Source organism: Streptacidiphilus sp. MAP12-33, from assembly GCF_041261265.1.
Classification (GTDB): domain Bacteria; phylum Actinomycetota; class Actinomycetes; order Streptomycetales; family Streptomycetaceae; genus Streptacidiphilus.
The window spans coordinates 14,764-37,855 of the sequence record NZ_JBGCCA010000039.1; the positions used below are offsets into that span (position 1 = coordinate 14,764).

Genomic DNA, 23,092 nt, shown 5'->3' on the forward strand with positions numbered 1-23,092 from the left:
GTACATATAAAATGAGCGGCCCGCCGGAGGGCTCGAACGCGAGCCATGGTCAAGAAAAGTTAAGTGACTCGCGTCACACCATGCTCAGGCGTCCCGTGCAAACAGATCAGCCCGGATCCGAGTGGATCCGGGCTGATCTTCAAGGCGACCTCGACGGGACTTGAACCCGCGACCTCCACCTTGACAGGGTGGCGAGCTAACCAACTGCTCCACGAGGCCTTGCTGTGAGTAGGACTCTACTGCATCCCGGCGGCCTTGGTCGAATCGCCCTTCGAGTCGCCCCGCAGGCCACGCGCAGGTCACCGCGAGGCGTTGAGCAGAACGCCCGCCGCATAGGTGATCGCCATGGCGAGCGAGCCCCCGACGACGTTGCGGAGCACCGCCGGCGCGACGCGTGCCCTTCCCAGTCGCGCGCTCAACCACCCGCACACCACGAGCGCCGCCAGGACCGCCAGCACGGTCACCCAGATCCGTACGCTCGCGGGCGGCAACACGATCGCCAGCAGCGGCAGCATCGCGCCCACCGTGAACGCGAGGAACGAGGCCCAGGCCGCGTGCCAAGGGTTCGTCAGCTCCTCCGGGTCGATGCCCAGCTCCGTCTCCGCGTGCGCGGCCAGCGCGTCGTGGGCCGTCAGCTGGACCGCGACCTCGTGCGCGAGCTCACGGTCCAGGCCCTTGGCCATGTAGAGCCCCGTCAGCTCTTCCAGCTCGGCCTCAGGGGTCCGGGCGAGCTCCCGCCGCTCCATGTCGAGGGCGGCCTGCTCGGAGTCGCGCTGGGTGCTGACGGAGACGTACTCTCCGGCGGCCATCGACAACGAGCCGGCCAGCAGGCCGGCGAGCCCGGCCGTCAGCAGCTCGCTCGCGGAGCCCGCGGCCCCCGCGACGCCCACGACGAGTCCGGCGGTCGACACCACCCCGTCGTTCGCCCCGAGCACCCCGGCCCGCAGCCAGTTCAGCCGCGCCCCGAGGTCGCCCTGATGGTGGGGCTCGCCCGAGTGTGGACTCGGCACGTCGGGAACCGGCTGCTCGTCGCTGCTCACACGGGCAGTCTTTTCCACAATCGACGCGGTTGCACTACCTCCGGGGCGTGAGGCTCTGCCGATGTGCGGCTCCTCCTCCAGCCTTCGGCCCGGAGTTGCCCCGGAGGTGCCCCCTGTGTGGGCGCGACAACCCCCGGCCTTCGGCCGGGGACCCCCTCCCTGGGCCTTGAGATCCCGAGCGCGCAGGGCCATCCCCTCGGGTGGGTTGCTCGCGCACGCAGTTGCCCTCGGGCGGGTTGCTCGCGCACACAGTTGATCGAGCAGAGCCTCGCGCCGCTGGGGAGTGCAACGACCTGTGGGAGCGAACGCTGGGCCGAACGGGTGCCGCGGCTTTGGTGCCGGAGGCACGTCCCCGGTAGACGTGGGGCGTGGCACTGCTCCCGGATCCCGTGTGGATCTCACCCCGGACGGGTTGGGGCGCCGCGCTGACCGTCGGTGTCGGCGCGCTCCTCCCCGCCGCGCTCGGCGTTGCGCACCCGCCCGCCACGGCGGTCCCGTCCCGCGCGCCGCGCCTCGCGCAGGACGCCGTGCTCGCACGCTTCGGCGAGCGGGTCGCCGTCGGGCGAGGCAGGCTGCGGCTCGCGCCGGGGCCGTTGCCGGTCGCCGTCGCGGCGTGGCCGGTGCCCGTCGCCGCGCCGACCCTCCCGGAGCCGCCGGTGGACACCGGCCCCTGCGGGGAGGCGGGCTGGTTCAGCCCGGCGCCGGGGGCGGCGATCAGTCAGGTCTTCGGCGTCCCGGACGCCGAGTACGCGGCGGGGTATCACACGGGAGTGGACTTCGCGGTCTTCACAGGCACCCCACTGTTGGCCGTCGCGGACGCCGTGGTCGAGGTCGCGGGCTGGGGTGGTGCCTACGGCAACTGGATCGTGCTGCGGCTGCCCGACGGTCACTTCGCCCTCTACGCGCACATGTCCCGCCTCGACGTGCACACCGGCGACCACGTTCCGGCCGGGCGCCGGCTCGGGCTCTCGGGTGAGTCGGGCAATGCCCGCGGGCCGCACCTGCACTTCGAGATCCGGACGGAGAACCGGTACGGCGCCGTCATCGACCCGCTCCCCTACCTGCGCGCCCACCAGTGCCACCTGTGACCCGCACGGGTGCACCCGACGCTTGGTGAAGAAGTCGGCAAGAGTTTCCGATCACGCAGGAAACACCCAGTGTTCTCCCAGGTAGGCTGCGCCGGGCGTGGACACGGCGAGGCCACGCGAGCACGCGCACGCAGCCACGGAGCAGGGACCGATCATGAGCCTCACCGGCACGCCGTTCTTCGTTGTCACCCTGGTGGTGATGATCGTGGCGATGGCCCTGCTGGCCGTCGTCTGGAACCGCATACCCGGGCCGCGCCCGGTGCGGTTCGCCGGGCGCATGGGCGCCACGATGTTCAGCCAGGTCACCGCCGTGGTCGTGGTCCTGGTCTACGTGAACAACACCATGGGCCCGTTCTACGAGAGCTGGCAGGACCTCTTCGGCGAGGACGACAACCAGTCCGCGTCCGCGACCAACCTCGGTGGTGGCGGCGGTGACGGGATCAGCGGCCCGGCGGGCGAGAAGCTGACGTTCAAGGCCTACCTGCCGGGCGTGCAGACCGCCGTGGCGCACGGTCGGGCCTCCGGTGTCACCGGCAGCCTCTACGTGTGGCTGCCGCCGCAGTACGACGACCCGGCCTACGCGCACACCTCCTTCCCCGTCGTCGAGCTGCTGCCGGGCACCCCCGGCACGCCGCAGGCCTGGTTCGGGTCGATGAAGGTGCAGGACGCGATCAAGCCGCTGATGGCGGACGGCAAGGTCAAGCCGGTGATCCTGGTGGCGGCGAAGCTCAACGTCATACCCGGCGGCGTCGACCCGGGTTGCGCGGACGTGCCGGGCCCGGGCGGGGCGAAGACCGCGACCTGGCTCGACAGGGACGTCCCGGATCTGATCGCGGCCAACTTCCGTGCCGCGAAGGGCCCGAAGCACTGGGCCATCATGGGCTACTCGGCCGGCGCCTACTGCGCCGTCAACCTGACCGTCCAGCACCCGAACACCTACCATGCCGCCGTGAGCCTCTCCGGCTACAACGCCCCCGACTCCCGGCTGGTCACCGGCAACCCGGCGCTGGACCGGGCCAACAACCCCTTCCTGGTACTCGAGCACGAGAAGCACCAGCCGGACATCGCCGTGCTGATGGCCGGCAGCGACCAGGATCCCGGTACCGTGCCCGCCGCCAAGGCGCTGCTCTCCGTGCTGCACACGGCGGGGCCCAACCAGCTGCTGACGGTCCGGTTCGGCGGCCACACCACCAACGTCTGGCGCTCGATGCTGCCGGACGCCCTCATCTGGCTCTCCGCCCGCCTGGCCTGAGTCGCCTGGCCTGAGTCGCCGGGCCTGGGCCGCCTGGCCTGAGTCGCCCGGCCTGGGCCGCCGGCCGCCGACGGGCTCAGCGCTTGCGCAGCACCTCCTCGCGCAGCAGCTTGCCGAAGCCCGGCCGGGTCTCGACGGTGACGACGCCCATCGCGCCGCGGACGAAGACGTTCTCCTCCAGCTCGCGCAGCATCGCGGCGGCGAGGTCGGCGCGGGCCGTGAAGACACCGTCGGCGCTCCCGGGAGCGGTCCGGTAGGCGGTGACGGTGGGGTGGTCGAAGAGGCCCGACGGGCGGACCACGGTCCAGTCCAGCGGGCTCGCGGCCAGCAGCGCCTCCATGCGGTGCATGTCCTCGTGCGCGGTACGGGCGACGCGCCGGTTCACGTACGGGTCGAGCAGGTGGTTGAAGAGGAACTCCCCGCTGGGCCGCCACGCCGGGTCGAGTGCGCTGGAGCTGATCGCCAGCAGGCGTTTGACCCCGTGCCGCTCCATGGCCGCCACCGCGCCCGCGATGCCCGCCGAGTAGAGCGAGACCGGCGCCCGGCCCGGCTGGACGCCGAGCGCCGACAGCACGGCGTCCGCGCCCGCGACGGCGTCGTCGAGGACACCGGCCCGCGTCACGTCGGCGGCGAGGGTGGTGAGGCCCGCGCGGGCGGGCAGCGTGTCCGCCCGGCGGGCGACGGCGGTGACTGTGTGGCCGGCGACGAGGGCCTGGGTGGTCAGGACGCGGCCGGTCGGGCCGGTGGCGCCGAGGACGACGAGACGCATGGGAACTCCGTAAGTCGCGTGGGGTCGTGGACGAGCTGACGGCTTGACGGTCGCATCGGACAGCGTTGATATTCAACGGTGATGAATAAAACCGAAGCGCCGCCGCGTCCCACCGCCCGCCGCCGAGGCCGCCCGCAGGGACACCCCAACGGCCACCCGCAGACCCGGACGCGGATCCTCGCCGCCGCGGAGCCGCTCTTCCTGGAGCACGGCTACCGCGCGACGACCCTGCGCGCCGTGGCTTCGGCCGCCGAGGTCGACTCGGCCCTGATCAGCTATCACTTCGGGTCCAAACGCGGGTTGTTCGGCGAGGTCACGCAGATCAGCTGCGCTCGCGCGCTGGACCTCGGGCGGGCGCTGACGGGCGACCAGGAGGGCCTCGCGGACCGGCTGCTGCTGGTGGTCACCGAGCTGTGGGACGCGGCCGAGGTGAACCGCCTGGCCGTGGAGAACGAGGAGGTGATGCGCGCGTTCCGGGAGTACCTGGAGGGCGAGGTGGTCGCGCGTCTCGCTGAATTCCTCGGCGGCCACGACGCCTCCCGGCGCGCGCTCGCGGCGGTCACCGTGATCGGCGGGCTGATCTTCACGCGGTACCTGAACCCGCTGCCGTCGGCGGCCGCGCTCCCCTCCGCGGAGGCCCGCCGGATGCTCCGCCCCGCGCTGCGCGCGGCCCTCGCGCCGACCCGTCCCGCGGTGTGGGGTGCACTCGGCTCCCGGGGTGGGGTGTAGCTGGCACCACCCCCAACTCGGCTGTTGGAGCTACCGATTTGGACGCCCGTTCCCGGAAGGCTGGTCACTGTGCCCGGGAGTTCCCGGGCGGTGGGGATCGGGAGCTTCAGGGGGAGCCATGGCGAGCACGTTCGCACTGCACAGCGGGGCCGCGCTCCAGGGTCGCGCCGCCCACGGCCGCGTGGTCCAGGGCCGTTCGGGCCACCGTCGTCCGCTCCGGGCGATGCTGCCGGCACTGCCGACGGCGCTGGTCGGCATGGGCCTGGCGCTGCTCCCCTGGATGTGCCTGCTGGCCGCGCAGGGGGAGTGGAGCTGGGTCGGGCTGGACGTGCTGGAGGCGGCCGGCCTGATCGCGACCGGTCTGCTGCTGCGCCGCGGCGACGCCCGCGCCGCCCTCACCGCCGCCGCGACGACGGCGCTGCTGCTGACCGACGCCTGGTTCGACGTCACCACCTCCCACGGTGCCGAGCTGGTGCAGGCGTGGGTGCTGGCGCTGCTGCTGGAGCTGCCGATCGCGGCGCTCTGCGGACGTCTGGCGCTGCGCACCCGCTGAGGCGGCCGGGCCGGGCACGGATGGGCGGAGTCGGGGGGCTCCGCGGTCCGTGCCCGGCCTCGGCGTTTCCGCCGCGGTCGTCGCCCGCCCGCGCTACCGGGTCGTGGCCGGCTGATCCACAGGCTGTGGGCGGCGGGTGAGCTGCTGCACCCAGTTGGTCTCCCAGGTGCGGCCGTCGTCGGTCGAGAACGCCTGCTCCCATCCGGCGGTGTCCTCCCCTCGGCCCGAGAGCGGTGCGGTGAGGCGGCGGTTGACCACGTCCCACTCGCCGTGCAGGAAGTCGAAGTCGTCCATGCCGGGAGAGTAGGCAGGCTTCGCTGACACCTGTTGTCAGCGGAGCGCGGGATACTTCCCGTATGCGTGCCGACCGGCTCCTCTCACTGCTCCTGCTCCTGCAGAACCGGGGGCGGATGACGGCCCACCAGCTCGCCGAGGAGCTGGAGGTCTCCGTCCGCACCGTCTACCGGGACGTCGAGGCGCTCAGCGCCTCCGGTGTACCGGTCGTCGCCGAGTCCGGGCACGCGGGTGGCTACCGCCTGCTCGACGGCTACCGCACCCGGCTCACCGGGCTGACGGCGGAGGAGGCCCGGGCCTCGTTCCTCGCCGCGCTGCCCGGCCCGGCCGCCGAGCTCGGCCTCGGCGCTGCCCTCGCGGCCGCCCAGCTGAAACTCCGTGCGGCCCTGCCCGATCCGCTGCGGGAGCAGTCCGACCGCATCCGTGAGCGGTTCCTGCTCGACGCCCCCGGCTGGTACGACGACCGTGCCGAGACCACCCCGCACCTCCCGGCCGTGGCTGCGGCGGTGTGGGAACGCCGGGCCCTCACCGTCCGCTACCGGCGCTGGAAGGAGCCGACGGAGGTGGACCGGCGGCTGGAGCCGCACGGCCTCGTCCTGAAGGCGGGCCGCTGGTACCTCGTGGCCCGGTGCGAGGGCACGCTGCGCACCTACCGGGTCGACCAGATCCTCGCCCAGCAGCCGTTGGAGGAGATCTTCACCCCGCGCCCCGACTTCGACCTGACCGGGTACTGGCGCGCGCACCTCGCCGACTTCCACTCCAGGCGCCACACCGCCGAGGCCGTCCTGCGGCTCTCGCCCCAGGGCGTCGGCCGCGCCCGCACCCACCTCGACCCGGCCGTCTCCGCCGCCATCGCCGCCACGGGCACGCCCGCCCCGGACGGCTGGACCCTGGCCACCATCCCGATCGAGTCCGTCGACCACGCCCACGACTCCCTGCTCACCCTCGGACCCGACGCGGAGGTGCTCTCCCCTCCCGCTCTCCGCGCCCGCCTCACCGAGACGATCCGCAGCCTCGCCCTGCGCTACCTGCCCGAGGGCCCCGAGTGCGCTGATGGATGACCTGAACCGCGCGGTGGCGCTCTACTTCCGCCACATCCCCCTCGCGGTCGGAGCCGATCCCGAGCTCTTCGCGGCGGCGTTCGGCGACGACGCGACCGTGCTGGCGGCGAGGATCCAGTCGCTGGTGGGGGAGGTCTTCGCCATCGAGGTCGAGTGGGACGTGGGCGACCTGGCCCACTGGGCCGACCGGATCGCGGCGACGCTGGTGGCCCGTCATCCGGAGCTCACCTCCGACTCCGCGCGGCTGCTGGCGAACTACTGGTCCTACAACAACCGGTGACGGCTCCGGGACCAGGGGGCGCCTGCCAGCTGCAACAGACCGTGGGTGCCGGCCGTGCGCCAGCCCGGGACCGAGGCGTCCAGGCGGTCCGGCACCTCCGGCGCCAGCCCGACGACGACGTCCGACTTCAGCGTGCGCAGCGCCGCGACGGGGCCGGGGAAGTAGTCCGTGGCCTCGGCGAACGGGACAGTGGGCTCCCACCAGCGGTCGCCGACCAGGCGCCGGTAGTTGAGGTCGCCCTTCATGACCGTCACCGAGGCGGCGGCGAACGGGGTCCGCAGCCGCTCGGGCAGTGCGGTGTAGTCGAAGGGCGCGCAGAAGAACGCGTCCGTGCCCACCCGCAGCCGTCCGGCCGTCGAGGCCTCCCGCAGGCGGGCTTCGACCGCCCGGGCGGCAGGGCCCGCGGTCCGCAGGCGGTACCGGCACAGGCGCACGTCCGCCGAGGTCGCGTCGGAGACGTAGTAGGGAGCGGGTTTGACGTGCAGGACCACGTCCCCCGCCAGGCCGGTGGCGAGCAGGTGGTCGATCAGCACCAGGTCGGCGACCAGCTCGGCGCCCGCGTTGTCGGCGACCACGGCCACCGTGCCCCCGGGCGAGCCGCGCAGCACCTCCCAGAGCCGTTCGCTCTCGTCGGCCACCAACCCCGAGGCCTCCTGCGGCCGACCGGCCGTGAGCTGGAAGCCGAGATCCGCGCGGTTGCCCCAGAGACTCGCGAGCAGCAGCGCCCTGCCGCGCGCGTCCTCGTCCAGGTCGGCGAGGCCGTCCAACGCGGACAGCGTGGCGCTGACGCTCTCGCCGGCCAGTTCCGCCTCCTTGAACGGCGCGAAGACGTCGACCTGCCGCCAGGCACCGGCGTCGAAGTAGCCCGCCGCGTCGAGCAGCCGCCGGTAGAAGAAGGACTCCGCCCACAGGAACGGCGCCTCGGTCCACGGCCTCCCGAAGTACTCCCGCCCCCATCCGTCCCACAGCTCGGCGCCGTGCGCACCGGTCGGCAGGGGCCGGATCACCCCGTGGGCGCTCTCCTCGGCCAGCTCCCTGAGCCGGTGCTCCTGCTCCGGCCCGAACGACCAGGCCGTGAGCAGCCGTTCGACGAGCGCCGGGTGCCGGGTGACGAACACGTCCGTGGCGAACGGCGACTCGCTCGAAACGATCACTGGCGGCCGGTGCGTCATGAGCGGTCTTCCCTCTCGGCGGGCGGTACGAAGGACGGTGTCCCATCCGACGTTAGTCCCGCCGCCGTCCGCCGCCGTCCGGCGCCGTCCGGCGCCGTCCGCACCGGGACGCGCCGTCCGGCACCGGGAGACTGAACGGAAGAAAGCCCCGCCCGGATCACTCCGTTCGGGGCTCTGTTCCGGGGCGGCGGGTGCGGCCCCAGGGGTCGTGGGCGTCAGGCGTGGACGAAGGTCATCGGGCCTTCGCCGTCGGTGTGCCAGCTGTCCGGGGTCAGGTAGACCACGGACCAGGTGCCGCTCATGGGGGCCCGGGCCGACAGGAGGTAAGCGCCGTGGCTGTCCGTCCTGACCTTGGCCATCAGGTACCAGGTGGTGCTCTGGTAGGGCCGGAAGACCAGGTAGGCGTAGCTCGACGTGATCGGCGCCCAGGAGCCGTTCGGCCGCTGCTGGTACACGTGGCCGTAGAAGGAGACGTAGGCGTTGTGGGCCACCGTGGTGTGGTTGGGCTTGCCGCCCGTCACCGCGGTCGCGCTGCGCCAGATGTGGACCGGCTTGGTGATCGACGAGCTGTAGTCGGGCGAGCCGACATAGATGGCACGCCAGTAGCCGTTGCCCGTGCCGCCGTAGGTGGCGTAGCACTTGAACTCGTCGGCCCCGATGCCGCTACGGCCGATCTTCGTCGTGCCGACGTTGTGCCAGGTCGTACCGTTCGCCGAGTACTGGATGTAGATCGGCACCGTTCCGCCGGGGAAGGTACCCCCGCCGATGTACAGGTGCCCGTCGATCACGGCCTCGCCGTACACGTCCTCGGTGACCGAGAAGCCGGTGATGCTCGTGGGGGACGGGACGTGGACGTAGACAGGGTTGTTGTCGGTGTCCGTGTTCTGCAGGAACGGGTCGTAGTCCCAGTAGTTGCAGAAGTAGTAGGCCCCGGCACCGGACACGGGCAGCTGGAAGGTGCCGTCCGAGGCCGTGGTCACCTGCTGGGCACCACCGCAGCCGCCGGTCCCCGCGTAGATCGTCTGTGACGGTGTGCCGACCCAGGTGGATCCGTCGAGCCGCTCCAGGACACCCGTGATGACGGTGTGTCCGCCGACCGGAATCTTGACGTTGTACCCGCTGAGAATACGGATCCGCGTCTGGTCCGCCTGCGCGACGACGGTCACGCCGTTGGGGCTGACCCCGTCGAAGTGGTACGGGTAACCCGCGGTGCTGGTGCCGTCCGCGTTCCACGGCTGGTAGTCCGAGGTGCGCGAGGCGGTGACCGAAGCGGTCATGGTGCCTGACGCGTCCACCGTGCCGGTGAGGTCGGCCGAGGCGTTGTACGTACCGTCGTGCAGGGTGATCGAGACACCCGCCGGGTCCAGGGTGGCGCCGGTGCCCGGGTCGGTGACCGTGACCGGCGCGGTCAGCGAGTACACCCGGTGGTCGTAGTCGACCGTGCCGGTGCTCGCCGTGGGCGCGCCCACATGGACCTTGGCGGCGTACGTGTACTGGCCCGCGTCCGGAAAGGACTCCACGGCGCCACTGCTGTCCGTGACGTCGAGGTCGACGTCGTACACGCCCAGCGCCGGGAGCGTGATCGGCGACTGGGTGACCCAGCCGGAGTTGAAAGCGTCCGGCGCGAGGTCACTGGTGACGAACGAGTCCGGCGTGCCGTCCGCCGACCCGTGCGGCCGGAAGTGTGCGGTGATCTTCGAGACACCGTCGGGCGCGTAGGCCGACACCAGCAACTGCCAGTAGTCGTGCCAGTAGTTGCCGACCTGGCTGACGGAGTCCTGGTGCGTCGACGTGCCGGCAGGCGCGGCGGTGGCCGCTGCGGCGGTCGTCGGCAGTGCCAGCGCCCCCAGCATCAGCGCGCCCGCGGTGGCGGCAGGAAGTACGGTGCGCAGTCTCAACTGCTGTGCCCCCGGTACAGGAAAGAGAAGCAAAAAGGTGCTGCGCAGTCTAGGGAGAGCGGCACAGGACCAGATCGGTCGTATCCGACTTCTGCGTTTTGGGATCGGGCTTCGAAGCCCGATCGTTACCCCGCCCGACGGTCCGGCGCGGCCGGCGCCCTCGTAGCGGACACGAAAAAGCCCCTCGCCGAGTCTGCCGGGGTTGTCGTAAGGGTTGTCGTACGACAGTCACCCTCGCAATACGACACTGGTCGGCAGGCCGGTCCGCCGCACCCGGGAGCGCCGGACGAGCGCCAGCACGCCGGACACGAGCAGTGCGACGAGCCCGAGGGCGAAGAGCAGCAGTCCGGCGCCGAGGGCGAACAGGTACGTGCCCGCCTCGGTGTCGCCCACGCCACCGACCCAACCGCCGCTCGACGTCCAGAAGACCCGTTCCCGGACGGCGGACAGCGGCAGGGTGCCCTGCTGCTTGGACAGGCTCATCCGGGAGTCGACCGCGTCGGACCGGTTGTCCCCGAGCAGGAAGAGCCGCCCCGCCGGCACCGTGACCGAGTACCCGGGCAGGCCGCCGCCCGGGGACGCCGCGTAGGGCTCGACCAGCGCCGACCCGTTGACCGTGACCCCGCCCGCAGTGCAGCAGGCCACACGGTCGCCGCCGACGCCGATCACCCGGCGGAAGCTCAGCGCGGGGATGTTCCAGCCCGCTGCGTCCACCAGGACCAGGTCCCCGCGCTTGGGTATCGCGCCGTTCAGGGGCGCCGTCATCACGTGGTCGCCGGGCCGCAGGGTCGGGGCCATCGATGCGGAGCTCACGACGTAGTCGTGCAACTGCGCGGCCGTGAGGGCGCCGCCGACTCCGCCGAGCAGCACCCCGAGCCCGAGCAGCACCAGCCCCAGGCGGAACACCCACCTGCGTGGCTTCGGGGCCACCACCGGCGCCCCCTCCTGCGTCAGGACCCACTGCTGCGCGGTCATGGTGCTCCTGTCCATCCGTTGTGCGGCTGAGGCGGCGTGAATGTAGCAGGCCGAAGCCGCGCCAGTAGGGCTTGGATGTACCAGGGGCTGGCGGAGATGACTCGGCCTCAGGGCAGCCGACTTGCGCGCGAGCGGCGGAACAGGGGGAGCGACGAGTCCTCGATCGCCGGGCACAGCGACATCGGGGTGACCATGAAGGTCTACGCCCATGCGTCGCTCGATGAGCAACGGAAGGCCCTGGTCGCGCTCGGCCAGCGGCTCGGCTGACCCGGTTGGTGCAGTAACAACGAAAAAGCCCCTGGCGGACTACTCCGCTAGGGGCTTTCTGCTGGTCAATCGAGTGGCCAGGGCCGGGGTCGAACCGGCGACCTTCCGCTTTTCAGGCCAAGCCGGGGTGATGAGATGCCCCAGTTTGAACGCTTCTTCCGTCCAGGCAAGGTCACTGTCGAGCGACACCGTTCGAGCCGGTTGGCGTCAGTGTTGGCGTCAACCGACACCGCCCGTCTCCGCAGGGAACCCAAGCTTAGAAGGCTTGCCGATTGACTTATGAGACGCTGAGAAGCGGCCTTCTCGCTGATGTCGATTGACAGAGCAGGAAGGGGGACCACTACTCTTGGTCGTAGCTGCTAGAGCGTTGCTTCTATAAGCGGGCCTCTGGCCCAGAAACAGTTGTGCCCCCGAGTCCGCCTGAACTGGGCGGGCGGACTCGGGGGTCACAACCAAGCACTGCCAAGGACTGTATGCGGTGCAGTGACAGTTGTCCAAGGCTTACTCCGCGACCTTACCACGGACGGGTCGCAGGGCGAAAGGATAGGCGATGACGCAGGGTGAGCGTGGGGCGGATGAGCAGGGCCTGTTAATCGAGGCCATCTCTCCCAAGCGGTTCCAGCCTTTCCTGCACAAGTGCGGAGGCGACCGCACCCGTGCTCTGCGCCTGTACGCGTGGGACTCCGAAGTGGCCAGGGCCCTGCAGAGTCCCCTGCGTGACTTGGAAGTCAGCCTGCGAAACCGGCTCCACCGCCAGCTCGTAGGCCGTCATGGGCATGAGGCCTGGTGGGATGTGCCGAAAGCCCGGCCCAACTACAAGGGCCAGGACATGTTGGAGAGTGCGCGAGAGACGCTGGAGAACAGGCGCCCGTACCGTGCGTTCGGTCCGTGCGACATCGTGGCGCAGCTTCCGTTCGGCTTCTGGGTCAGCCTTCTCGGGCGTGGCGGCGGTGACAACTACGAGATGAAGTACTGGAACTCATCGCTGCGCCATCTGTTCCGTGCCCACTGCGGTGGTCGGGACGACTTGTACAAGAAGTTCCAGTTCATGCTCACCTTGCGGAACCGGATCGCCCACCACGAGTGCATCTTCCAGCGGCACCTCGCGCAGGACCTGGACACCGCGCTGACGTTGCTGCGGTACGTGTCGCCGGAGATGGCCGAACTGCATAAAAGGTACGGGCAGGTGCCCGAGGTGCTGGCGCGCAGGACTGCGGTCCTGTCGGGTCAGGAGCCGGTGCGGTTGTGACAGTCGCGAACATCGATGGCAAGGATCGTCACGAGGAAGACGCAAGCTGATGGGATGGGAGCGAGTGTGAGCACGCGGGCGCTGGGTGAAGCGGAGGGCGTCTCGCTGGTTTCCCTGGGCGAGATCAAGGAACTCGCTGAAGTTGGTCGGCCCACCGTCAGTAACTGGAGGCGCAGGTTCTCCAAGGACTCTCCTCAGTTGGGGGGCGACAGGCGCCCGCCGTTCCCGGATCCGGTGGGTGGCAGCGTCAGCAGGCCCCTTTTCGACGCGGAGGCCGTGGCGGCCTGGCTGGATTTGCGGCTCATCCCGGACGCGGAGCCCGACGAGGATGGCTCCCTGCCGACCTACGGTGACCGGTTCCGACGCGGCCTGCGGCTACGTAGACTCGTCGCCCTGCGTCACGAACTGGGCTCGGCGGAGCGGCTCATCACCGACGCGCTGGCCGTATGCGCCACGGCAGGGCAAGGCGACGACCGGCACGCGAAGGCCCTCTCGGACGAGTTGCTGACGGACATGGAAGCCACCGACCCGCGTGTTGCGCGTGCGGTGCGGCAGCTCATCGAGGAACTGGGCTCGCCGGGAGCCGCCGCTGACACGGTGCTGGGTCTGGCCGAGCGGCTAGAGTCGGACCTGATCACGGACGCGACGCCGTCCCCGCTCGTGGAGCTGATCAGTAGACTGGCTGGCCCGCTGGACGTCGTGTCACCCGGCTCCGATCAACCCAAGGTGATCAATCTGTGCGCCAGCACCGGGGAGCTGCTGTTCGGCCTCGGCGACATCCGTGGGCACGAAGGCATCTTCGCGGTGGAGCCCGAGCCGCTGCGCCGCAAGCTCATCAGCTACCGGCTCCTCGCGCACCACTGCAGTGGCGTGAACGTCTGCGCGGACCTCGAGGAACTGGATACCTTGCGGCCGTCTGCGCAGCGGAACCCCGACCTGGGTCCGGAACACCCCTCGGGTACTACGTCCGGCGACGTCGTCATCGCCGACCCGCCCTATGCCGCAGGCGAGCGGGAATTCGACGACAAGGGACCGCTCAGCTGGGCCCTCGAAGCCGTGCGCCGACTGAACCCCGGCGGCCGGGGCTTGGTCGTTGTACCGTCCTGGACCTTGAGTCGACCGCGTGGCACGACGCCCACGCCGAATGCGCGGATGCGTGATGAACTGCTGAGCCAGGACGTGATCACGGCGGTCATCCAGTTGCCGCGGCGTATTCACCGATTCCGCACAGGAGCGGAACACGCGCTGCTCGTGCTGCGCAGCCAGGCAGGCCCGGAGAACCAGGGCCGGGCGCTGCTGGTCGATGCCGACCGGATCGCCCGTCGAGTCGGAGGCGCGTGGCCGGAGTACGTCGCGAAAGTGCTGGAGGGCGGAAGGTCACCGGTGGCTGAGGAGGCCAGGGACTTTCCCGTGTCGGCCGCAGGGCCGAGGGGAGAAGCCCTTTTCGACGGCCAATCGGTCCTGCCGGCGCACCGGCTCGGCACGAAAGAACAGGGCCTTGACCACTTCGCCGCCACCCTGGACGCACGGCGCGAGGCCGCGACGGCTCTGCCCCAGCTCAAGAAGTGGATCGGCGATCTCGGTGTCGCCAGGCGGGTCCCCGGCAGCGAGGTAACACATCGAAGGGTCGGCGAGCACCTGCGAGCGGGCCCGCTCAGGCTGCTGGCCGGGCACCGGATCCGCGAGTCGGACATAGGGGACGCCGGTCTGATGGTTGTTGGCCGTGAGGAGATGCTCGGCGGCCTGCCGCTCGGGCAGCGGCGGATCGCGTTGGAAGACCTGGCCGAGTACCCGCAGGCCCAGACTACCGAGCGTGGCGACGTCTTCCTGCTCACCGAGCACGGGGTACACGCGCTGGTGGACGATGCGGGCGGCTGTGTACTACTCGCACCCGTTCAAGGGCTGCGGATCCCGGCGTACCGGGAGTTCCTGGCCGGGAAAGTACTGCCGGAGAAGGTGTGGATGCGCCCGTACCCGCTCGCCCAACTGCTCGCAGCCCCGCGCAACCAGCATCGTGGCAGCGGCTCGCTGGTGCGCAGGGTGAGCGTGCGGGACATGGACCTGCCCGAGCTGGCGCCCGAGGAGGTTGCCGAACTGGAGGCCATCCTGAAGGAGACCGACCGACAGCGCGCCGACGTACGGCGGCAACTTGTGGCGCTGGACAACCTGGCCCTGCGGCTGGCGGCCGGCGTCGCCGACGGGGACCTGGCGCTGCGCCGCAGACCCGGCGGCGCCTGAGGCGCGTCGGGCATAGCGACGAGAAGCACGGCTGCGCCGGCCAACACGGCGTACGACGAAGAACACCACAATCAGGAAAGAAGTGAGGCACCCGTGCCGCCACGGACGAAAAAGACGGTTGAACCCCAGGACATGAAGAAGGTGCTCTGGGCGTCGGCGGACAAGCTGCGCGGCAGCCTCGACGCTGCCGGGTACAAACACTTCGTCCTGGGTCTGGTCTTCCTCAAGTACGTTTCAGCCGCCATGGCCGAGAAGCGGGCCCAGCTGGAGGCCGAGCTGCGCGAGGAGGGCGGCTGGAGTGAGCAGGACATTCTTGCCACCCTGGAGGAGCGCCGCGAGTACACCGGCTCCGGGATCTTCTATGTTCCACCGACCGCCCGCTGGGAGAGTGTGCTGGAGCGGGCGAAGGGCACAGTCGAGGGTCAGAGCGTGGGTGAGACCCTCGACGCCGCCATGCGCGCCATCGAGAAGTTCAACCCTGCGCTGAACCGGACCCTGCCGAAGATCTACAACAGCGGCCAAGTGGACGAGGAACGCCTCGCCGGCCTGGTGAAGCTGCTGGACCGGCTGGTCTTCCAGGAGCAGCTCGGCGAGGACGGCAGGCGCAAGGGCGCGCGGGACATCATGGGCGAGGTCTACGAGTACTTCCTCGCCGAGTTCGCCCTGAAGGAAGGTCGCAAGGGCGGCGAGTACTTCACCCCCGAAAGCGTGGTGAAGCTCCTGGTGGAGGTTCTGGAACCGAAGCAGGGCGAGCGGGTCTACGACCCGGCATGCGGCTCGGGCGGCATGTTCGTCCAGGCGGAAAAGTTCATCGAGACCCAGGGCGGAAATCCGCTGAACGTCGCCGTCTATGGCCAGGAACTCAACCAGACCACCTGGCAGCTGGCCCACATGAACCTCGCGATCCACGGGGTCGAGGCCAAGCTGGGTGACGAACCGGCCGACACCTTCCGCAACGACCAGCATCCGGATCTGAAGGCGGACGTGGTCATGGCCAACCCGCCCTTCAACATCTCTGACTGGGGCGGGGAACTGCTTGGCATGGACAAGCGGTGGGTGTACGGCACCCCACCAGCTGGCAACGCGAACTACGCGTGGCTCCAGCACATGATCAGCAAGCTCGCCCCGGGTGGGCGGGCCGGTGTCGTCTTGGCGAATGGCTCGATGAGCAGCAAGCAGTCGGGCGAGGGTGACATCCGCCGCGCGATCGTCGAGGCCGACCTCGTGGCCTGCATGATCGCCCTGCCGGGACAGCTGTTCCGGTCCACTCAGATCCCTGCGTGTTTGTGGTTCCTGGCGGAGGGCAAGGGACGGCACTCGGCTTGGGCGCCCGGCCGCAAGGGCGAGGTGCTGTTCATCGACGCGCGCGAGTTCGGTGAGATGGAGAACCGCACGGTGAGAAGGCTGACGGAGGAGGAGATCGTCCACCGGATCGGCGACACGGTGCGGGCGTGGCGGGGCGTGGAGGGGACTAGTCCTTACGAGGACGTGCCGGGCTTCTGCGTGAGCGCTGCGCTGGATGTCATCGCTCAGCACGACTTTGTGCTGACGCCGGGGCGGTATGTGGGTACGGCTGACGCGGAGGTGGACCCGGACGCGGAGCCGGTCGATGCGAAGATCGCCCGACTGACGGCTCTGCTGCGGGAGCAGTTCGCGGAGTGGGAGCGGTTGGCGAAGGTTGTGGATGAGCAGTTGGGGCGGGTGTGATGGAGGACTGGAAGGTCTATAAGTTCTGCCAGCTTGTCAGTGAATCCAAGGATGGTGACTGGGGGGTGGGAGAGCTAACCGGAGGGTTTGTTCCTTTCCATGTCATCCGAGGTACGGACTTCGAGGCAGTTAGGCGCGCTGATGTTTCCGATGTGCCTCTCCGCTACCTCTCGGAGAAGACTGCCTGGCGGCGTGTACTGCGTTCGGGCGATATCTTGTTGGAGACAGCGGGTGGGTCAAGGAACCGCCCCACAGGTCGGTCGCTGCTTGTCAGTCAACGAGTCCTGAATTTGTTTTCAGGTGAAGTGACATGTGCGAGCTTTGCTCGTTTCCTCAGGGTGGATTCAGCCATCGCTGATCCGAGATTTATTTACTGGCTTCTGCAGAATCTCCATTTGTCGGGTGCGATGTGGAATCATCAGGTGCAACACACTGGCGTGGCACGTTTTCAGTACACGCGCTTCGCAGAAACACAGGATGTCCTTCTTCCGTCGCTGGGCGCTCAGCAGGCCATCGCTGATCTGCTCGGCGCCTTGGATGAGAAGATTGCGCTCAACGAGCAGATCCGTGAAACGACTTTGAGCCTTGCTGAAGCCTGCTATGAGGCGGCAGGGATCAGCGGTGAGTCGGGGCTTATCGGTGACCTTGCTGAGCTCTTCGACGGTCCGCACGCCACTCCGCAAAAGACGGAGAGTGGCCCGTGGTTCCTCAGTATCAGCAGTCTCAAGAACGGATATCTCGACCTCTCCGAGTCCGCGCATCTCTCCGAAGAGGACTTCCCTCGCTGGACGCGGCGCGTGCAACCGCGAGCCGGGGACGTTCTCTTCTCGTATGAAACCCGGCTCGGTGATGCAGCACTCATGCCGTCCGGAATTCGCGGCAGTCTTGGGCGCCGGATGGCGCTGCTGCGCAGCAAGTCTGCCGCCGTCAGCGGATCCCTGCTACTGCACGCATACCTCAGTCCTGCCTTCCAGGAGGAGATCAAGCGGAGGACTGTCCATGGCGCTACGGTCGACCGGCTGCCACTCAAGGAGATGCCCGGCTGGCGAATTTCGCTGCCCGCCCAGGGAGAGCGAGAGCGACTGTCTGCGAAGCTCGACGCACTGCACGCCTCGGTGACGCACGCCGCGAACGAGAACCGCACCCTAGCCGACCTCCGAGACACCCTCCTTCCCCAACTGCTCTCCGGCAAGCTCCGTGTCAAGGACGCGGTCCATGCCGTCGAGGAGGTCGCATGACCGCAGGTGCCGAGCCGTCGACGATCGGTGAGCCCCTGATAGACCGGCTCACCGAGAAGGAGTTGGAGTCGCACACGCTCGAACTGCTCGCCGAGTACGGGTGGCAACACATTCCGGGGCTGGAGCTCGGCCCTGCCTACGGCGTGCGGTCGGACTGGGACGATCTGGTCCTCCGCCCGCGCCTGCTTAAGGCCATCCGCAACCGGTACCCGCGCCTGCCCGACCACGTCGCCGACGATGCCGTCAACGAGCTGCTCCGATGGCACACCCGGAACGACCTCCGCGAGAATCACCGGTTCTACGAGCGCCTGACCGGCGGCGTCCGCATCCCCTACGACGACATCACCACCGGCGAGAAGCGTTACGCCACCATCCGAGCCGTCGACTTCGCCGACCCGCAGGGAAACGACCTCGTGGCTGCCTCTCAGGTACGGGTGCGCAGCACCAAGAACCGGACCTTCGTCTTCGACATTGTCCTGTACGTCAACGGCCTGCCCATCGCTGTCGTAGAGCTGAAGAAGGCCGACAGCAACGACAGCGCCCGTACCGCGTACGACCAGCTCCAGGGCTATCGGCGCGAGCTGAAGGAAGCCGGCACCTTCGCCACGCTCCTCGTCACCCTCGTCTCTGACGGCATCACCGCCCGCATAGGCACCCCGTTCACGCCCTGGCAGCACATGGCCCCCTGGAATGCTGACGAGCACGACGTGATGCTCCGCAAGGAAGAACGTCAGGACGGTCGCGCGCTGGAGCGGATGATCTACGGTGCGTTCGAGCCCACCCGCTTCCTGGATCTGGTCGCGAACTTCCTGTCCTACTCAGCCTCGGAGTCAGGTGCCGTCGACACGGTAAAGCTTGCCAAGGCCCACCAGTACATCGGTGTCAACGCAGCAGTCCGGGCCACCGAGTCCGCCGTGGCCACCGACGGTCGCGCCGGGGTCGTCTGGCACACGCAGGGCGCTGGCAAGAGCGAGGAGATGCTGTTCTACGTCGGCAAGGCAGCCCGGACTCCCGAGCTCTCCAATCCAACCTTCGTCCTCCTGACGGACCGCATCGACCTGGACACTCAGCTCTACAAGACCTTCGCCGCCAGCCGCACCCTGGAGAAGATCACCGGGTCTCCTGAGAAGGCGGAGGACGCCGGCCAATTGCGGCGACTGCTCCAGCGGCAGGAGGGTGGCGGCGGAGTCGTATTCACCACGCTGCAGAAGTTCCGTCTCACTCCAGAGGAGCGAGCAGCGGGTGTCCGACACCCGCTTGTCTCCCCGCGCCGCGACGTGATTGTTGTCGTCGACGAGGCTCACCGCAGCCACTACGACTTCATTGACGGCTACGCCCGCAACCTGCGCGACGCACTGCCGAACGCCACCTTCATCGCGTTCACCGGCACCCCCATCGAGACCCGCATCGGTAGCACCAGGGGTGTCTTTGGTGAGGACATTCACACCTACGACCTCACCCAGGCCGTGGACGACGGGGCGACGGTTCCTGTCTTCTACGAGCCGCACCTGGTCCGGGTGGACCTGCCCGCCAACGTCGACCTAGACGACCTGGACGCCCGCGCCGAGGGATTGATAGAGGGGTTGTCCGAGGAGGAGAAGCGTAAGGCCCGTCGGCAGTTCGGCGAGTACGAGAACCTGATCGGTGCTCCGGAGCGGATCAAGGAACTCGCCGGAAAGCTGCTCGACCACTGGGACGCGCGCAGCAGCGAGATGGTCAAGCTCACCGGGCGCCGGGGCAAGGGAATGATCGTCTGCGCGTCTCGTGTCATTGCCGCCCGGCTCTTCGAGGAGATCATTCGCCGCCGACCCGACTGGGCGGGCGAGCGCGACCCGAAGAGCCGGCTGCTGACGGACACCACCGGCCGGATCAGGGTGGTGTTCACTGGCAACCCCGCCAAGGACAGCCCGGAGATCGCCGATTACGTCCGAACCCCCGCCCAGCTCAAGAAGATCCAAGAGCGGGTCACCAATGCGGACGACGAGCTGGAACTCGTCATCGTCCAGTCCCTGTGGCTGACCGGCTTCGACGCTCCGCCGCTGCACACGCTCTACCTCGACAAGCGCATGCGAGGCGCGGCGCTCATGCAGGCCATCGCCCGCGTCAACCGCACCTGGCCGGGCAAGCCATCCGGCCTGGTCGTCGACTTCCAGGGCGTGATTCGTGAGATCAGGGAGGCCTTGGCCGAGTACTCCGCGCAGGACCAGAAGCACCCGATGCTCGGCGCCAACCTCGATGGGGCCGTCAAGCTCGTACGGGAGAGCCACCAGCACATCGACGCGATCCTTGCCGACTGCGCCTGGCGGAACATCCGCGACGCTAGCGGGCCCTCTGCCTACCGAGAGGCCCTGACGGAGGTACTGGAGTTTCTGATCGCACCAGAACCAGGGCTGGAGCCCGGCAAGGCCCCTCGCAGGCAAACGTTCATGCGCCACGCCAACCTGCTGCGTCAGGCCTTCTCCCTCTGTCCGACCGACCGGCGGGTACAGGATCTGCTCGCCGACATTCGCTTCTTCGAGGCCGTACGCACCTCGCGCGAGAAGTACGCCATGGATGAGAGGGAGGAGCAGGGGCTCGCCACGGCCGCCGACGTACGCCTGCTGATCGCCCAGTTCAACGAGTCCGTCGTCGCTACCGACGGCGTGGTGGACATCTACGACGCGGCCGGTCTGACCAAGCCCGACCTATCTCACCTAAACAGCCGGGTGCTGCGGGACCTCCAGAGCAGCAAGCACCCCAACCTGGCCATCGCAGCACTGCGACGCGCACTGATGAAGGAGATCAAGGACACCCACCCGAATAACATCACCCGTCAGCACACCTTCACCGAGAAAATGAAGCGCGCCATGAACCAGTACACCAACGGCCTGCTCACGGCCGCTGAGTTCATGAAGTTCCTGGTGGAGCTGGCGCGGGAGGTGTCGGCCGACCGGGGCAGGGCGAAGAAGCTCGGCCTAAGCGAGGATGAACTTGCCTTCTACGATGCCCTTGTGGCCGACCCGTCAGTGGTTGAGGAGATGAGAGACACGATCCTCGCCCAGATCGCCCACGAGCTTTATGAGCAGATCCGGAAGGACGTCACAGTCGACTGGAAGATGAAGGAGCAGGCCCGGGACCGGATTATGGCCCGAGTACTCCGTCTGCTGCGCAAGCACGGCTATCCGCCGGGTAAGCAACCCGCGGCGATTGAGCGCGTGCTGAAGCAGGCGGAGGAGATGGCGGAGGTCCTGGCCTGAATCGTACCTACCCTCTTGTCTTAACGCTCTTTCTCTTCGTCTAGATGCCATCTCAGCAGCGCTGCGACTGGGTGGCTTTGGGTAACCTGTGACCCAGTCAGTGCAGTTGTACCAACTGGCATTCGAGGCTCACCATGGAAAACCTGTCGAACGTGCCACTCGCGGTGCCGGTCAGCGACGGATGGAACGCCCGACTGTGGCCCTATCACCGGCCGCCCAGCTAGCGCGAGCACGTGCTGTCGGCTCGCCTCGCTGCGGCCGACGAACCGCTGCGAGACGAGGATGCGGTGCCCCTCGCCCAGGCCCAGGATGCCCTTGTCAAAGAGCTTGTGGTGCAGCGAGCAGAGGCACAGGCCGTTGTCGACCTCGTCCGGGCCGTCGTAGGACCACCACCGCACGTGCGCGGCTTCCAACCCGACACTGCTCGCGCCGAGCATCCCGTCGTAGCCGCAGAAGGCGCACTGGAACTCGTACGCCGTCAGGACCAGCTCACGCATCCGGCGGTCCCGCCGCCTGGCAGCGCTCTCCGCTTCACCCAGCAGGCCGGCCACGGGCGCGGTCTCGGCCAGCTCCAGGTCGAGGCCGACGGCCTCACAGAGATCGGTGTGCAGCGACGGTGGGAAGTTGACGTCCAGCAGTACTCTGGCGAGCCGCCCGAGCAGCGACGGCTCCCTGATGAGCGCTGTTCGCAACTCCGACGCGAGCCTGCCGGTGGCGCCACTGGACCGGAGGAGCCGGATACCGGTTCCCGGGCTTCCCGTCCCGTGGTCGGTCCGGATCTCCCAGACACCGTCATTGACCAGGTGGTGGAAGGGGTATGCGGGCGTCGTGGGATTCGGCGGTCCGTATTCGACCAGCAGCCGCTTCAGCTCCTCCTCGACCACGCTGTAGCGCAGCTCGCTGTCGGTGTCCTGCTGGAAGCTGCCGAGCGCGTATAACAGCAACAGCGGCTTGTGCGGGGCGCGGACGTCGTTGTTCCTCCACTGCCGCAGCTTCGCCACCCGATCGAGCCAGTCCATGAGCGTCAGCGTAATTCGTGGCACCGACGCCAACTACGCTCTGACGTCCAGCGTCTGCACTCAACAAGGGTGATCCGCTAGCTGAGTTGAACTCTCAGGTTCGAAGCGCCCGGGAACCTAGATCAACAGCGAGGCACCCCGTTCTCCAAGTAGGACGTTGCCGCGGCGGATCGTGCGTCAATCGCGGCGTGGACCCGCCGGGCCAGGCGAGGGATGAGGAGCTCGTCGATCTGGTCGGCGGCGTGGAAGGCGTACTCGCCGATCTCCAGTCCGTCCAGGTTGATCTGAGCGCGCTCCTCCGCGGGGAGGACCCCACCGTCGAAGACGAAGAGCAGCTTGTCCCCCTCGGTCGGGTGGGGCGCCCAGTCCGCGACGAGGAGGCGGCCGATGGGCGGGGTGACGCCGAGCTCCTCCTTGACCTCGCGGCCCGCGCCCTCGCTCGGGGTCTCGCCGGGGTGGAGGTAGCCGCCCGGGATCTCCCAGCCCGGCTTGTACGTGGGCTTCACCAGGAGCACGCGGTCAGCCTCGTCGAAGAACAGCCCGCCGGCGGCAGTGCGCGGCTGGGCAACGGCCTCGGGGGCGTCGGAGCCGCTCATGACCATGACTGTAGCCGTCCCCGGCGGGCTACCCCACGATGCGCAGTCGCTGGGCCACGCCCGCGAGCTGCTGGCTCGGCTTGCCGCGCTGCTGCCGGACTCAGGTGGTTACAAGGTGGTGCGGGACGTATGTGGTAACGGACTTGTTTGGGGCCAGTTCCTCGGCGTCCATTACAAGGGTGAGGGCCTCGTCCATGCGGTTCTGTGCGCTGTAGGCGCGGGCGACTTCGAGTGAGTGCCGCACTCGGCGTTCGAGCGGCAGGGCCGAGGAGTCCATGCGAGGGCCTTGGTCGAGGGCGATCTGGACGTCGCTGGGCTCCATGGTGGCCGAGATCCGGTTGATGGCCACGTTGGTGGGCCCGAAGGTACCTGCCTCAGAGCGTGGTGGTGAACCGGTCTGTAGCTCGATGGCCTGCAGCTTTCGGGTGGTG

At 68.9% G+C, this 23,092-nt stretch carries 20 protein-coding genes, 1 tRNA gene and 1 pseudogene; 13 read left to right on the forward strand and 9 right to left on the reverse strand.

The window, feature by feature from the left end; translation table 11 throughout:
* Nucleotides 1–145 precede the first annotated feature (145 nt).
* Nucleotides 146–219: transfer RNA gene (locus ABH931_RS31840), tRNA-Asp, on the reverse strand.
* A gap of 80 nt (nt 220–299) precedes the next feature.
* Nucleotides 300–1,040: a VIT family protein gene (locus ABH931_RS31845; protein ID WP_370121063.1), complete on the reverse strand. Its 741-nt coding sequence runs from the start codon at nt 1,038–1,040 to the stop codon at nt 300–302.
* 368 nt (nt 1,041–1,408) lie between these two features.
* On the opposite strand from ABH931_RS31845, the gene ABH931_RS31850 reads away from it, so the two are divergent.
* Nucleotides 1,409–2,128 (forward strand): M23 family metallopeptidase, encoded by a 720-nt coding sequence (locus tag ABH931_RS31850; protein WP_370121066.1) that lies wholly within the window; start codon nt 1,409–1,411, stop codon nt 2,126–2,128.
* A 154-nt stretch (nt 2,129–2,282) separates the two neighbouring features.
* On the forward strand, nt 2,283–3,380 hold the full coding sequence (locus ABH931_RS31855) for an alpha/beta hydrolase (RefSeq protein ID WP_370121069.1): 1,098 nt from the start codon (nt 2,283–2,285) through the stop codon (nt 3,378–3,380).
* Between the two features lie 76 nt (nt 3,381–3,456).
* Here ABH931_RS31855 and ABH931_RS31860 read toward each other — a convergent pair whose 3' ends face one another.
* Nucleotides 3,457–4,149 carry an NAD(P)-dependent oxidoreductase gene (locus ABH931_RS31860; protein ID WP_370121072.1) on the reverse strand — a complete coding sequence of 231 codons (693 nt, stop codon included), beginning with the start codon at nt 4,147–4,149 and terminating at the stop codon, nt 3,457–3,459.
* A gap of 81 nt (nt 4,150–4,230) precedes the next feature.
* Between ABH931_RS31860 and ABH931_RS31865 the strand changes: the two genes are divergently transcribed.
* A complete protein-coding gene (locus ABH931_RS31865; RefSeq protein WP_370121075.1) occupies nt 4,231–4,878 on the forward strand; it encodes a TetR/AcrR family transcriptional regulator in 648 nt (215 codons plus the stop codon).
* A 118-nt stretch (nt 4,879–4,996) separates the two neighbouring features.
* Nucleotides 4,997–5,431 carry a hypothetical protein gene (locus ABH931_RS31870; RefSeq protein WP_370121077.1) on the forward strand — a complete coding sequence of 145 codons (435 nt, stop codon included), beginning with the start codon at nt 4,997–4,999 and terminating at the stop codon, nt 5,429–5,431.
* Nucleotides 5,432–5,524: 93 nt separating this feature from the next.
* Here ABH931_RS31870 and ABH931_RS31875 read toward each other — a convergent pair whose 3' ends face one another.
* The gene (locus ABH931_RS31875) at nt 5,525–5,725 is read right to left on the reverse strand and encodes a hypothetical protein (protein WP_370121080.1); all 201 of its coding nucleotides are present in this window, start codon (nt 5,723–5,725) and stop codon (nt 5,525–5,527) included.
* 62 nt (nt 5,726–5,787) lie between these two features.
* Here ABH931_RS31875 and ABH931_RS31880 point away from each other — a divergent pair, with 62 nt between their 5' ends.
* Complete coding sequence (locus tag ABH931_RS31880) at nt 5,788–6,786, forward strand: helix-turn-helix transcriptional regulator (protein WP_370121082.1); 999 nt, start codon at nt 5,788–5,790, stop codon at nt 6,784–6,786.
* Complete coding sequence (locus ABH931_RS31885) at nt 6,779–7,066, forward strand: hypothetical protein (protein WP_370121085.1); 288 nt, start codon at nt 6,779–6,781, stop codon at nt 7,064–7,066. The genes ABH931_RS31880 and ABH931_RS31885 overlap by 8 nt, the downstream gene beginning before the upstream one ends.
* On the opposite strand, the gene ABH931_RS31890 is transcribed toward ABH931_RS31885, so the two are convergent.
* From ABH931_RS31890 to lepB, 3 genes are all read right to left on the reverse strand, one after another.
* Complete coding sequence (locus ABH931_RS31890) at nt 7,051–8,238, reverse strand: damage-control phosphatase ARMT1 family protein (RefSeq protein WP_370121088.1); 1,188 nt, start codon at nt 8,236–8,238, stop codon at nt 7,051–7,053. The genes ABH931_RS31885 and ABH931_RS31890 overlap by 16 nt on opposite strands.
* A 215-nt stretch (nt 8,239–8,453) precedes the next feature.
* The gene (locus tag ABH931_RS31895; RefSeq protein ID WP_370121091.1) at nt 8,454–10,136 is read right to left on the reverse strand and encodes a hypothetical protein; all 1,683 of its coding nucleotides are present in this window, start codon (nt 10,134–10,136) and stop codon (nt 8,454–8,456) included.
* A gap of 228 nt (nt 10,137–10,364) precedes the next feature.
* Nucleotides 10,365–11,111: a signal peptidase I gene (gene lepB, locus ABH931_RS31900; RefSeq protein WP_370121094.1), complete on the reverse strand. Its 747-nt coding sequence runs from the start codon at nt 11,109–11,111 to the stop codon at nt 10,365–10,367.
* 96 nt (nt 11,112–11,207) lie between these two features.
* Here lepB and ABH931_RS31905 point away from each other — a divergent pair, with 96 nt between their 5' ends.
* The 6 genes from ABH931_RS31905 to ABH931_RS31930 all read left to right on the forward strand — a co-directional run bounded on the left by ABH931_RS31905 (nt 11,208) and on the right by ABH931_RS31930 (nt 21,046).
* Nucleotides 11,208–11,378 carry a hypothetical protein gene (locus ABH931_RS31905; RefSeq protein ID WP_370121096.1) on the forward strand — a complete coding sequence of 57 codons (171 nt, stop codon included), beginning with the start codon at nt 11,208–11,210 and terminating at the stop codon, nt 11,376–11,378.
* Between the two features lie 550 nt (nt 11,379–11,928).
* Nucleotides 11,929–12,627: a hypothetical protein gene (locus ABH931_RS31910; RefSeq protein WP_370121099.1), complete on the forward strand. Its 699-nt coding sequence runs from the start codon at nt 11,929–11,931 to the stop codon at nt 12,625–12,627.
* Nucleotides 12,628–12,693: 66 nt separating this feature from the next.
* Entirely contained in the window at nt 12,694–14,865 is a 2,172-nt protein-coding gene (locus tag ABH931_RS31915; RefSeq protein ID WP_370121102.1) for an N-6 DNA methylase, read from the forward strand.
* A 93-nt stretch (nt 14,866–14,958) separates the two neighbouring features.
* On the forward strand, nt 14,959–16,572 hold the full coding sequence (locus tag ABH931_RS31920) for a type I restriction-modification system subunit M (RefSeq protein WP_370121105.1): 1,614 nt from the start codon (nt 14,959–14,961) through the stop codon (nt 16,570–16,572).
* Nucleotides 16,572–17,810, forward strand: coding sequence for a hypothetical protein (locus ABH931_RS31925; protein ID WP_370121108.1), 1,239 nt, complete (start codon nt 16,572–16,574; stop codon nt 17,808–17,810). Before ABH931_RS31920 ends, ABH931_RS31925 begins: the two co-directional genes overlap by 1 nt.
* Nucleotides 17,807–21,046 carry a type I restriction endonuclease subunit R gene (locus ABH931_RS31930; protein WP_370121110.1) on the forward strand — a complete coding sequence of 1,080 codons (3,240 nt, stop codon included), beginning with the start codon at nt 17,807–17,809 and terminating at the stop codon, nt 21,044–21,046. Before ABH931_RS31925 ends, ABH931_RS31930 begins: the two co-directional genes overlap by 4 nt.
* 113 nt (nt 21,047–21,159) lie before the next feature.
* Here ABH931_RS31930 and ABH931_RS31935 read toward each other — a convergent pair.
* Nucleotides 21,160–22,065 (reverse strand): annotated as a pseudogene (locus tag ABH931_RS31935) (phosphorothioated DNA-binding restriction endonuclease); the annotation flags it as partial.
* Between the two features lie 122 nt (nt 22,066–22,187).
* Nucleotides 22,188–22,661, reverse strand: a complete 474-nt coding sequence (locus tag ABH931_RS31940; protein WP_370121113.1) for an NUDIX domain-containing protein — start codon at nt 22,659–22,661, stop codon at nt 22,188–22,190.
* On the opposite strand from ABH931_RS31940, the gene ABH931_RS31945 reads away from it, so the two are divergent.
* Nucleotides 22,660–22,896, forward strand: coding sequence for a hypothetical protein (locus tag ABH931_RS31945; protein ID WP_370121116.1), 237 nt, complete (start codon nt 22,660–22,662; stop codon nt 22,894–22,896). The genes ABH931_RS31940 and ABH931_RS31945 overlap by 2 nt on opposite strands.
* Nucleotides 22,897–23,092 lie beyond the last annotated feature (196 nt).